Origin of the sequence: Marisediminicola senii (genome assembly GCF_011057645.1) — a bacterium.
Lineage (GTDB): Bacteria > Actinomycetota > Actinomycetes > Actinomycetales > Microbacteriaceae > Marisediminicola > Marisediminicola senii.
Genome location: NZ_JAALGE010000001.1, coordinates 180,524 through 192,071, shown reverse-complemented (window position 1 = coordinate 192,071; position 11,548 = coordinate 180,524). Strand labels below are relative to the sequence as shown.

Here is an 11,548-nt window from a genome sequence, read left to right as displayed (position 1 = left end):
CCGCAGCCTACGGCGCCGCGGGCTACGGCGCCGCGGCTACCCCGCCGCAGCCAGCGTCTCGAGGATCGAGTCGCCGTACTTGTCGAGCTTCGCCTCGCCGACGCCCGTAACGGTCGCCAGGGTCGCGCGGTCGGTCGGTCGCACGGTGGCGATCTCACGCAGCGTCGCGTCGTGAAAGATCACGTAGGCGGGCACGCCCTGCTCCTTCGCCTGGGCGCCGCGCCACGCGCGCAGCGCTTCGAACACCGGGGCCGCCGCCGGGGCGAGGTCGGACGTCGCCCCCGCCGCGCGCCGGGTCGACCGCTTGGCCGCCCGCTCAGGTTCGCGGCGCAGCGCGACCGGGCGCTGGCCGGAGAGAACCGCGGCGCTGTCGTCGGTGATGCCGAGGGTGCCGTATTCGCCACTGACGGCGAGCAGGCCCTGCGCGAGCAGCTGTCGGACGACGCCGCGCCACTCCTGCTCACTGAGCTCGGTTCCGATGCCGAAGGTGCTCAGGCTGTCGTGCTGGTTCTGCTCGACCCGCGGCGTGCGCTTGCCGAGCAGGATGTCGATCAGCTGGCCGGCGCCGAACTTCTGGTTGCGTTCGCGCTGGAGGCGCACGACGGTCGAGAGCAGCTTCTGCGCCGGCACGGTGCCGTCGATCGACTCGGGAGGCGAGAGGCACGTGTCGCAGTTGCCGCAGGCGGTCGAGGTCTCTCCGAAGTAGCCGAGCAGCTGCATCCGTCGACACTGCACTGTTTCGCACAGCGCGAGCATCGCGTCGAGGTGGGCGCTGAGCGTGCGGCGGTGGGCCGCGTCGCCCTCGGACTCCGAGATCATGCGGCGTTGCTGCACCACGTCCTGCAGCCCGTAGGCGAGCCACGCCGTCGACGGCAGGCCGTCGCGCCCAGCCCGCCCGGTCTCCTGGTAGTAGCCCTCCACCGATTTCGGCAGGTCGAGGTGCGCCACGAACCGCACGTCTGGCTTGTCGATCCCCATGCCGAAGGCGATCGTCGCGACCATCACGATGCCGTCGTCGCGCAAAAACCGTGACTGGTTCGCGGCACGCACGTGGGTCGGCAGGCCGGCGTGGTACGGCAGCGCAGGCACCCCGTTGTCGGCGAGGAATTCGGCCGTCTTCTCGACCGACGCGCGCGAGAGGCAGTAGACGATGCCGGCGTCGCCGGGGTGCTCGGTGCGGATGAGCTGCAGCAGCTGCTGTTGCGGCTGGTTCTTCGGCGCGATGCGGTACTGGATGTTGGGCCGGTCGAAGCTGGCCACGAAGTGCTGGGCGCCCTCGAGTTGCAGCCGCGTGACGATCTCGGCGTGGGTCTTCTCGGTGGCGGTCGCGGTGAGCGCGATGCGCGGCACGGTCGGCCAGCGCTCGTGCAGCATCGACAGCCGCAGGTAGTCGGGCCTGAAGTCGTGCCCCCACTGCGACACGCAGTGCGCCTCGTCGATGGCGAACAGCGCGATCGTTCCGCGGTCAAGGAGGGCCGCAGTCGATTCGACGCGCAGCCGCTCAGGGGCGAGGTAGAGCATGTCGAGCTCGCCCGCGAGGTAGGCCTGCTCGACGGCCCGGCGGTGGTCGACGCTCTGGGTCGAGTTGAGGTACGCGGCGCGCACTCCGACGAGCGACAGGGCATCGACCTGGTCTTGCATGAGGGCGATCAGCGGGGAGATGACGACCCCGGTGCCCTGTCGCACGATCGACGGGATCTGGTAGCACAGCGACTTTCCGCCGCCCGTGGGCATGAGCACGAGGGCGTCGCCGCCGCCGGCGACGTGGTCGATGATCTCGGCCTGGTTGCCGCGGAACTCGTCGTACCCGAATACCCGGTGCAGCGCCTCGGCGGGGGTCGCCCCCGTCGTCACGCGCGCGACGGGTTCGGTGGCGACTGCCCTGGGTACGACGGACGATCCGAAGTCTGGCTGAGTCATGACCCTACTGTACGAGGAGCCGGTGACGGCGGATCGTCGAGCGGCGCGTACTGGGGAGCACCGGTCGGCGCGGGCCCGTAAGGGGCACCGGCGGGTTCCTCCACCGGCTGCATGGTGCGTTCGGTGCGCAGGCCGGTCCGCTTCGCCATGCGCACCACCCACCACGAATATGCGCCGAGGATCACGACGGTCGACAGCAGCCCGACCGCAGACCCGGTGTCGGCGTTCATGTCGACCAGCCCGACCGCCCCCAGCAGGAACAGCGCGGTGTTGTTCACGACATGCGCGACGATCGCGGCCTCGAGTCCTCCGGTGCGCCAGGTCAGCCACGCGGCGACCACCCCGAACACCGACACGTCGAGGAGCCCCCAGACGTCGTAGTCGTGCCCGATGGCGAACAGCGGAACGGGCAGCAGGATCGCCCAGGCCGGATGCTTCAGCCAGCCGCCGATGGCCTGCATCAGGTATCCCCGGAACACGTACTCCTCCGCCGTCGCCTGCAGGGGCGTGAGTACGAGCGCCAACACGATGAGCGCCCACGTCGCGGCGGTGATCACCGGCTGAGCGGCCTCTCCCCCGGTTGCGGGCTCCAGCAGGAACGATGCGGCGAACACTACGCCGTAGATGACCAGGGCCGGTGGGATGCAGCGTCCGAGCCATCCCCAGCGCAGGCGTCCCTCGACCGACGACAGCAACCCGAGCGGCCGTGGTCCCATGATCAGCGCCGCGATGAGCACCGAGGGCAGCATCAGCGCGATCGACCCGAGCGCGAACGAGAAGACGATCGGGTCGGAGAGGTCGAGCTCCACCGCCGCGATCGACTCGACGCTGGCCCCGAACGTGTCGGGCAGCGCGACGGAGAGAACGATGAACACCACGACGGCGGCGATGCTGAATCCCAGGTACAGGGCGACGGCGATGAGACCAGTGACGAGGGCCTTCCACCAGCGATATTTCGGCCAGGAGCGGGCGAGGCGGTGGTAGGCGAAGTTCACGAGGCGAGCCTAGGGCGCTCCCCTTGCAGCGAGGTGCGAGGCTCGAGGCGCTGGCACGACGGATCGGGTAGCGAAAGGGCCGGCCGATCCATTCGGTAGCATGGACGAACGGCGCGTCGTCGCGGTCCGTGTTCCGATGTACCACCCGTACGCGCACGTTCTGTCGTTATGGGAACTGCACCGTAAGCAGGGGGTCTCTCCGAATGGACACCACGAAGCGCCGTCGCAGGCGTGCCATCATCATCGCCGCTGTCGTGGCGCTGGTCGCGGCCGTCATTCTCGCGGTCATCGTGTTCGGCCAGAACGACGCCGGCCCGGATGGCCCGCAGCAGCCGGGTGCGAGCAGCGATCCCAGCGGAAGGCCGTCGCCCTCGCCGTCGGCGCTCGACGGAGTCGACCTCAACCTCCTCGAACAGCAGCGCATCGGCGAACTGCTCGACTACTCGGAGTGGCTCGACGACAACGGCGCGACCGCATTCGTCGGCGAGATGGGGTGGCCGAAGAACGAGGTGGATGCCGACGCCTGGAACGCCCTCGCCGAGAAGTGGTACACCGTGGCCGAAGACAAGGGCCTCTGGTCGACCACGTGGGCGGCGGGCAGCAGCTGGTCGGACGACTACCCGCTCACCGTCTACGGCGGTGAGCGGCTCAGCGGTCTCGACGCCGCGGGGCCCCAGGCCTCCGTGGTCGAGGAGTTCGCGGCATCCACCGATGTCCGGGTCGGCGTCAACCTCTCCGGCCTCGACTTCGGCACCGGTGACGGATACAGCAACGTCGCCCCCGGTGTTCTCGGCCAGACCTACTTCGACGAGCCTGCCGCGTCGTATTCGTTCCTCGCCGACCGGGGCGTCGACCTGGTGCGGCTCCCGGTGATGTGGGAGCGCCTGCAGGCCGAACCGTACGGCGACCTCCGACCGGAGGACGTGGCCCTGGTGCGCGACGCGCTGGATGCCGCCGAGGCGAACGGCGTCGACGTCGTGCTCGACCTGCACAACTACGGCAAGTACGCCACCGAATCCGGCGAGCTGCAGGTGGGCACCGATGCCCTGCCCGCGAGCGCGCTGTCCGACGTATGGCTCAAGCTCGCGGCCGAGTTCGGCGACCACCCGGCACTGCTGGCGTACGGCCTGATGAACGAGCCGTTCGGCTTCGAGGGTGACCAGCAGGCCGCGGCCGGCCTGTGGGAAGACGTGTCGCAGGAGGTGCTCACGGCCATCCGCGAGAGCGGAGACGAAACGCTGGTCATGGTCGGCGGCTACGACTACTCGAGCCTCGCCCGCTGGTCGACGAACCACCCCGACGGCTGGATCGACGACCCGGCCGACAACTTCAGGTACGAGGCGCACCACTACTGGGACGGCAACGAGAGCGGCGTCTACGCGGACTCGTACGAGGCCGAGCTGTCGGCGTTCGGCGGCGAGTAGCGCGACCCGGTTAACAGGGCGTGGGGCCCGTCGGCGGTGACCGACGGACCCCACGGGGTGATGCTGGCGTCAGCCGACGAGACCCTTCTGGCGGTCGCTACCGTCGCTGTCGAGGCCCGCGGTCTCCGCGGCCAGGTCGGCGATGGTGAGGCCCGACGATGAGCTGTCCTCGATGGCCAGGCCGGCGCGTCCGAGGTCCTTCGTGATCATCTCGGCGACCTTGAGGCCCTCGCGTACCGCGTAGTTGGTTCCGCGGTCTTCGGGGAAAATCTGCGAGAAGTTGGCGAGGTAGTACCCGGGCAGGTCGGTGCGCATCTCCGGCAGGCGGGACTCGTAGGTCACGTCGACGATGTGCTGCGCGTTCTTGAACTTGAACACGTGCGACTCGACCACGATGTCCTCGCTGAACTCCGGGAACAGGCGGTTCGCGCCGGCATACCAGCGCTCACGGATCTGGTCGTCGGTGAGGCCCATCAGCTCGCTGTCGTTCTGGGTGTAGTCGCCGATGTAGTAGATGTAGCGCCCGCCCGTGTTCTCGGTGCCGATGAGGCTGTCGAGGCTCAGGAACACCAGGAACGGGGCATCCAAATCGTGGATCTGGTGCCAGTAGGTGTCGGTGATGGGCTTCGTGGTGGTGACGACCAGCAGCACGGCAGCGAGGTAGTCGATGTCGAGCAGCTGCTTCTGGTAGGTCGGCGTCATCGACGGGTGGTCACCCGCGATGCGCGCGAACGCGTTGCTCGGCAGCGCGGCGAGCACGGCGTCGTACTGCTTCTGCTCTCCGCCGACCGTGATCATGGGCTTGCCGTCCTTCTCGTCGAAGGAGGTGATCTGCGAGCTCGTATAGACCCGGGCGTCGCGCTTCTCGAGTTCCTGCAGCCAGCGGTCGACGACGATGCGGAATCCGCCGTTGAAGTAGCCGAGGCGTTCGGTGCGCTCGCCCTTGATCTTCGAGGTCTGGCGCACGTGGATGCGGGTCCACAGCCATGCCATGGTGATCTTGTCCCAGTAGATGTCGAACTTGCCCTGCAGCAGCGGCTTCCAGACCAGGTCGGTGGCCTTCTTGCCGTTGACCTTGCACAGCCAGTCGTAGGCCGTGATGGTGGTCAGCGGCTTCCAGTTCTTGAGCCGCAGAAGCACGAGGCCGGTGACGCCGGTGCGCACCCGGTTGATGAACGACAGGGGCGTGAACGAGAGCAGCTCGAGCGGCGTGGTGAAGCCGTACTTCTCGCCCTTGTAGAACGCCTTGATGGAGCTCGGGTGAAAGTCGAGCTTGTCGTCGACGCCGAGTTCCTTGGCCATGTCGATGATGTGGTTGTCGGTCGTGTAGAGAAAGTGGTACGCCTTCTCGAGCGGGAACCCGTCGTCGAGGGTGAATCCGGCGACGAGCCCGCCCACCTGCGGTGCGGCTTCGTACACGTCGACCGAGTAGCCCTGCTTGGCGAGCTCGTATGCGGCGGTGAGGCCGGTGAAGCCTCCTCCCACCACGGCGACGGTCGGGGTGATGCGTGTCTCGGTCATACTGTGCTCCTTTGCGACAGCGGCTCTGGGGTAATCGCTGTATCGGGTGTTCGGGTTGCGAAGGTGATGCGGCTGTTGAGGAAGAACTGCACGACGAGCACGACGGGAAGGGAGAGCACCTTGATGAGGATCGGGTCGAAGCCCATCCGGTCGGCGAGCACGTAGAGCATGAGGGAACTGACGACGAACCCGAACCCGCTGACGATGGCGAAGCTCAGGAACCGCAGCCAGAGGCGGCTGCGCACCTTGAAGTTGAAGAAGGTGTTCGTGAGGAAGCTGTAGACCAGCGCGATGCCGGTCGACAGGGCGTTCGCAGGCACGGTGCCGAGGTCGGTGTAGTGGGTGAAGGCCCAGAACAGTGCGACATCGATGACGACAGCGCCGCCGCCGATGATGCCGTAGATCAGGAACCTGCGGTAGCGGTGCAGCAGGCCGCGCACCTTGCTGGCCGCCGATGTCGAGTGTGGAGTGGTCATGTGCGTGTCCTATTCGAGGGGCATCTGCAGCTGTTCGGGCAGCTGTGACTGGAATTCGTGCCACGACCACGCCCAGGTCTGGTCGACGAAGTTGACTCCGTCGAACCAGTAGCCCGCTTCGGCGTCGTAGTTGCCGAAGATGTCGTTCTCGTAGATGGTCTGGCCGTCGAGGCCGGTGTCGCGCAGCTGGCTCAGGATTGCGGAGGTCACGCTGGCGCCCATGCCGGGGGCGGCGTCGGCGTAGGCGATGACTTGCGGCTCGAGTACGTCGAGGATGGCGGTGCTGCGGGCTTCTCCCGCAACCTCTTCGAGGAGGAGATTGGGGACGAGCCGGAGGGTGTCCTGCCCGAGGGAGTCGGCACCCGGCCCGATGAGGCTGGTAGCCGGCTCGAGTTCGTTCGTTTCCGACACCACGGCCCAGTCGGGTACGGTGCCGCGTTCGGCGATGAGGCGCTCGAGCAGCGTGTAGCCGCCGTCGATGACCTCGGCCCATGGGTACTGCGGCAGGGTGGTCTCGAAGTAGCGGTACAACGTGGGGTCGAAGAACGACGGGTTGACGAGCTGGTCGTCCTGCGAACCGTCGGCCGAGGAGTCGATGTAGCGCTTGCCGTCGTCGGCGACGAAGGTGCACGCGGCCCACCAGTCGCCGGCCATCGTGGTGGCCTCGGCGGTGAGCTCGGGGTCGTTCCACTTCTCGCCGGCCTGCAGCAGGGATCCGATGATGCGCTGGTCGGCGCCGCAGACGGTGTCGCTGTTCGCGACTCCGAACGTGCCGGTCGCGTCTTTCGCCCACAACCAGGAGATGAGTGAGTCGGTCGAGCGGTGCTGTAGGTGGTCTTGCGTCCACTGCCAGATGCCGCGGAACGTCGCTTCGTCGTCCTCCTCGATCGCCCGGGTCATGCCGTCGGCCTGGCCGGTCGACGTGGTGTTGTCGTTGACCGTGTCGATGACCTGGCCGTAGTCGATGACGAACTCGCCGCGGTAGTGGTCCCAGGTGTCCTGCAGCACGATGTCGTTGCGGGACTTGGTCTTGTAGACCTGCACCCAGTCGCCGTTGGTCGAGATGTACTTCGGAATATCGAGGAAGCTGGTGGTGCCCTCGGTGTAGCTCGCCTGCAGCTCGGAGTGGTCGAGTATCTCCCGCATCTTCGGCACGGTGCCTGCGTAGATCTGCGCGATCACTTCGTGCGTGAGCACCAGGTAGTCGATGTTGCGCCAGTCGTCGCCGTACTTGGTCTGCGACTCGGGGTCGTACTCAGCGCTGAAGAAGTACATGGTGTTGTCGTAGTCGCGCTCCTGCGCCAGCGCCGGGTAGATGTAGTTGTCGGTGGCGATGACGGCATCGGATGCCACATTGTCTGTCACCCAGTCGAGGGCGAGGTTCTGGTTTCCGACCTCGTCGATCACATAGGGGCGGTTGGGCACGAGCACCGCATAGGTCGCGGCGAGCGATCCGACGGCGACGACCGCGAGGGCGGGCCGCACGACCTTCTCCACCCGTTTCGGGGTGACCTTGAGTGCGTAGCCGACCATGACACCGCCGGCGATGGCGAGCAGCGGAAGGAGCGGCGTGACGTAGAGGTCGAGCACGATCTTGCCGCGGGCCAGGAAGAAGACGTAGAACAGGATGAAGGTCAGCAGCGCGAGCGGGTAGACCGTCTTCTTGCGTTGCACGATGGCGATGATCGCCACGGCGACCGTCGACACCAGGCCGAGTGCGAGGGTGAACGAGTCCTTCACCGCCCACGATCCGAGCGCGGTAAGGAAGCTTCCGGCGGGGTCCCATGGCCAGGCGAAGTCGCCGCGGCCGAGCTGCAGCGCGAACGTGTCGATCAGGCTGACGCGGAGCGGTTCGCCGTCGGCACCGAGGGGCGCGGGAAAGAGTTCGGAGTTCAGCAGCGCGTACATGAAGAAGAGCAGCACGGTACCGCCGCCGAAGGCGAGCCAGTGGGCCATCGCGTGCTTGCGCTGGTGTGCGGCGGCGCCGAACCACAGCAGGAGCAGGAATGCCGGTCCGAAGAAAACCGCGTTGAGCTTGGTGAGCACGGCGATGCCGAAGAAGATGCCGCTCGCGACGTAGTTGCCGAGGGTGGCGCGCTTGCGTGCGGCGAGCAGGATGCTCAGCAGCAGCCACATGACCATCAGGTTGTCGAGCAGGATGCGACGCTGGAAGTAGATGCCGAGCGGCGAGGCCGAAAAGATCAGGGCCGCGATGACGCCGGCCGTGATGCTTCCGTTGGAGAAGCGCTTGGCGATCAGGTAGACGAGCACGGTGCTGATCAGGTGGACGACGAGCATGAAGACGCGCCCGGATTCCAGCATGGATCCGAAGAAGGCGTCACCGCCGGTGAGGAACAGCCACCCACCGATGGCCATCCAGCCGACGGGTGCGTGGTCGTAGCGGTAGGTGTAGACGTCGAGTCGACCCTCGGTGACGAACGCCCAGGCGCGGGAGACGTAGGTCGCCTCGTCATTCTCGAGGTAGGGGTAGGAGAACATGCCCCACGCGTGCATGATGCCGCCGGCGATGACAACGAGGGCGACGAGGATGACCTCGCCGCGGCGCGTGTTCAGCCAGGTCGCCAGCGGCCTCGGCTTGGCGCGGTGTGCGACGCTCATGCGACTTCGCTCGCGGCGATGCCCACGGGCGCGAAGACGGGCTGCGCGTGCTCTGCGGTGCGGTGTCCGCCGAGGTGCACGGTCTTCTCCCACCCGCGGTTGCCGCGGGCCTCACGGATCATGGCACGCACCGAGCTGACGAGCAGCAGTACCTGGTACGGGATGAAGGTGATGGCGAGGAACGCGTAGCTCCACGGCTTGACCTTGATCTTCTGGTCCTTGCCGAACTCGTGGAGCCCGAGGAGGCTCACCATGAGCATGACGACGGCGAGGAACAGCGGAACGAAGGTGAAGAGGCTCACCGCGACGGGCAGCTTGGTGGTCGCACCGAGCAGCACCAGGAGCGGAGCCGAGGCGATCACGAGGGCCATGTAGGTGGGGGCGGTGAGCACGTAGCCGACGAGCAGCTTCTGCTCGGGGCGGGGCAGCTTGAGCCAGTCGCCCTTGCGGAGGATCTGCAGGAAGCCCTGGTTCCAGCGCGTGCGCTGCTTCACGAATGCTTTCGTGGTGTGCGGGACTTCTTCGCGGGTCACGTGGCGCGGGTCGTACATGACGTCGAAGACCTTGCCCTTGAGGCTGAGACGGATGCCGATGTCGGCGTCTTCGGTGAGTCCGACCTCATCCCAGCCGTCGACCTCCTTCAGGTCGTCGGCCCGGAAGAACACCGTGTTGCCGCCGAGCGGTACGGCCTGCAGCTTGGCGTAGTAGTGCATGCGCGACTTGAACCAGAAGAAGTACTCGAGCACGTTGTGCGCCGAGAACCAGTGGCTGTTGTAGTCCATGAGCTGCACGCCGCACTGCAGGACGTCGACATTGCGGCGGAGGTAGATGGTGTTGACGATCGTGAAGATGTCCTGGCTCACGTCGTCTTCGGAGTCGAAGATCGTGACGATGGGGTGCTTGGCAGCGGCGAGGCCGAGGTTCATGGCCTTCGACTTGCCGGGCGCGCCATCGAAGACCAGCACGGTGACGTTAATGAGCTTGTGCTCGAACTTGGCCGCCTCGGCGGCGGCGATGGTCTCGAGGTCGTCTTCGGAGCAGATGACCATCAGCTCGACCTTGTCCTTCGGGTAGTGCGCGGCGCCGAGCTTGCGCAGCGTCTCTCCGATCACCGCCGCTTCATGTCGGGCGGGCAGCAGCACGGTAAAGCCGAGCTCGGGCTGCTCGAAGGTGTCGGGTACGCCGGAGGCCTTCATGCGGTCGGGGTCGTTCCAGATATAGAGGGTCTGCTGGATGCTGACGATGCTCTGGATCAGGAGGACGAGGGCGCTGAGGACGATGACGGCGTAGAGGACGCTAGCGAGCATGGGCCGGCCGTACGGTGCGCGTGGCGGTCGGGGCATCGACGGGGGCGTCGACGAGGGTGAGGGGGGTGCTCTTGCGGAAGACCCAGATGTAGGTGCTCGAGACGTAGTAGTTCACGATGAACGCGATGCCGATGCCGAGCAGCTGTGCCAGCAGGTAGAACACGCCCAGGTTCGACAGCAGCACGAACGCGGTGAAGATCACCGTCTGCGTGAGCGCACTGGTGCCCTCGTAGCGGAGGAAGTTCTTGCCGTACTGCTTGAGCGTCGACTGGCCCTTCCATGCCTTGCGGTAGGACTTGAAGGTGAACCGGTCGTGCAGGATGAAGTTCCACAGGATGCTGATCTGGATCGCCGCGATCGACAGCCAGATGACCGATGCGTCCTCGGGCACCACCCGGCGCAGCAGCCACAGCGCGAAGAGGTTGACCACCGTGCCGCTGGCACCGACTGTCAGGAACCTCGCGACCTGCTTGAACGGGGAGTCGTCGTTGAGCCGGTACGCGATCTTGAAGAATTCGAAGATGTCGCTCAGGCGCGCCTTCGAGCTGCCGTTCGCGCGGCTGTAGAAGCTGATCGGCACCTCTTTCACCGTCCACGCACCCATCACGAAGGCGTTGGCGAGGAAGATCATGAATCCGTATCCCTTGGCGTCCACGGTGCCGTAGGGGATCGCGCCGAGAACCGAACGGCGCATGGCCCTGAAGTTCGTGGTCAGCTCGCGGATGCTCGGGTCGACACCGCCGAGCAGGCGGGCGACGGCTCCGGCGACCCGGGTGCGCACGATGTATCCGAGCGGCCAGTTGCCGGGGATGAGGCCGCCGTCGACGTACCGGGATCCGATGGCGACGTCTGCCCCGTCGTTGATCGCGGCGACCAGCTTCGGCACATCCAGCGGCGAGTGCGAGAAGTCCGCGTCCATCGTCATGATGACCTCGTACCCGAGCTCGAGCGACTCGTCGAAGGCGGCCTTCATGGCCTTGCCCAGGCCGTCCTTCGTACCCGTCGACAGGATCAGGCGTCCGGGGTAGGTCGTCTCGATCAGGTCGCGCACGATGTCGCCGGTGCCATCGGGGGACGAGTCGTCGCGAACCAGCACGTGCAGCTGCCAGCCGGTCTCCTCCACCATCGGCAGCGCGAACAGCGCCTCCAACAGGGGGACGATGTTCTTCGCCTCGTTATAGGTCGGAACGATCATCAACGCCGCGGGCGCCTCGACATTCTCCGACCGCGGGACAACGGGATGGACTGAGGACATGGGGGAACTCCAGGGTGCAGTGGATGCGCGT

At 66.6% G+C, this 11,548-nt stretch carries 8 protein-coding genes; 1 reads left to right on the top strand and 7 read right to left on the bottom strand.

What is annotated here, in order from left to right:
- Nucleotides 1–36: 36 nt before the first annotated feature.
- A complete protein-coding gene (gene recQ / locus G5S38_RS00865) occupies nt 37–1,920 on the bottom strand; it encodes a DNA helicase RecQ (protein ID WP_165063291.1) in 1,884 nt (627 codons plus the stop codon).
- Nucleotides 1,917–2,915: a CPBP family intramembrane glutamic endopeptidase gene (locus G5S38_RS00860; RefSeq protein WP_165063290.1), complete on the bottom strand. Its 999-nt coding sequence runs from the start codon at nt 2,913–2,915 to the stop codon at nt 1,917–1,919. Before G5S38_RS00860 ends, recQ begins: the two co-directional genes overlap by 4 nt.
- Before the next feature lie 203 nt (nt 2,916–3,118).
- On the opposite strand from G5S38_RS00860, the gene G5S38_RS00855 reads away from it, so the two are divergent.
- Nucleotides 3,119–4,339: a glycoside hydrolase family 5 protein gene (locus G5S38_RS00855; RefSeq protein WP_165063289.1), complete on the top strand. Its 1,221-nt coding sequence runs from the start codon at nt 3,119–3,121 to the stop codon at nt 4,337–4,339.
- Nucleotides 4,340–4,408: 69 nt separating this feature from the next.
- Here G5S38_RS00855 and G5S38_RS00850 read toward each other — a convergent pair whose 3' ends face one another.
- Genes G5S38_RS00850 through G5S38_RS00830 form a run of 5 tightly spaced genes read right to left on the bottom strand, consistent with a single transcriptional unit; the run spans nt 4,409 to nt 11,517 of the window.
- Nucleotides 4,409–5,860 carry an FAD-dependent oxidoreductase gene (locus G5S38_RS00850; protein WP_165063288.1) on the bottom strand — a complete coding sequence of 484 codons (1,452 nt, stop codon included), beginning with the start codon at nt 5,858–5,860 and terminating at the stop codon, nt 4,409–4,411.
- A complete protein-coding gene (locus tag G5S38_RS00845) occupies nt 5,857–6,336 on the bottom strand; it encodes a GtrA family protein (RefSeq protein WP_165063287.1) in 480 nt (159 codons plus the stop codon). The genes G5S38_RS00850 and G5S38_RS00845 overlap by 4 nt, the downstream gene beginning before the upstream one ends.
- 9 nt (nt 6,337–6,345) lie before the next feature.
- Nucleotides 6,346–8,955, bottom strand: a complete 2,610-nt coding sequence (locus G5S38_RS00840; protein WP_165063286.1) for a glycosyl hydrolase family 8 — start codon at nt 8,953–8,955, stop codon at nt 6,346–6,348.
- Nucleotides 8,952–10,262, bottom strand: a complete 1,311-nt coding sequence (locus G5S38_RS00835; RefSeq protein WP_165063285.1) for a glycosyltransferase — start codon at nt 10,260–10,262, stop codon at nt 8,952–8,954. The genes G5S38_RS00840 and G5S38_RS00835 overlap by 4 nt, the downstream gene beginning before the upstream one ends.
- A complete protein-coding gene (locus G5S38_RS00830) occupies nt 10,252–11,517 on the bottom strand; it encodes a glycosyltransferase (protein ID WP_165063284.1) in 1,266 nt (421 codons plus the stop codon). Before G5S38_RS00830 ends, G5S38_RS00835 begins: the two co-directional genes overlap by 11 nt.
- Nucleotides 11,518–11,548 lie beyond the last annotated feature (31 nt).

Excerpts from the sequence above, each read along its gene's own strand:
- recQ (WP_165063291.1), bottom strand. The coding sequence starts at position 1,920 with ATGACTCAGCCAGACTTCGGATCGTCCGTCGTACCCAGGGCAGTCGCC.
- G5S38_RS00855 (WP_165063289.1), top strand. The coding sequence starts at position 3,119 with ATGGACACCACGAAGCGCCGTCGCAGGCGTGCCATCATCATCGCCGCT.
- G5S38_RS00850 (WP_165063288.1), bottom strand. The coding sequence starts at position 5,860 with ATGACCGAGACACGCATCACCCCGACCGTCGCCGTGGTGGGAGGAGGC.
- G5S38_RS00845 (WP_165063287.1), bottom strand. The coding sequence starts at position 6,336 with ATGACCACTCCACACTCGACATCGGCGGCCAGCAAGGTGCGCGGCCTG.
- G5S38_RS00840 (WP_165063286.1), bottom strand. The coding sequence starts at position 8,955 with ATGAGCGTCGCACACCGCGCCAAGCCGAGGCCGCTGGCGACCTGGCTG.
- G5S38_RS00835 (WP_165063285.1), bottom strand. The coding sequence starts at position 10,262 with ATGCTCGCTAGCGTCCTCTACGCCGTCATCGTCCTCAGCGCCCTCGTC.
- G5S38_RS00830 (WP_165063284.1), bottom strand. The coding sequence starts at position 11,517 with ATGTCCTCAGTCCATCCCGTTGTCCCGCGGTCGGAGAATGTCGAGGCG.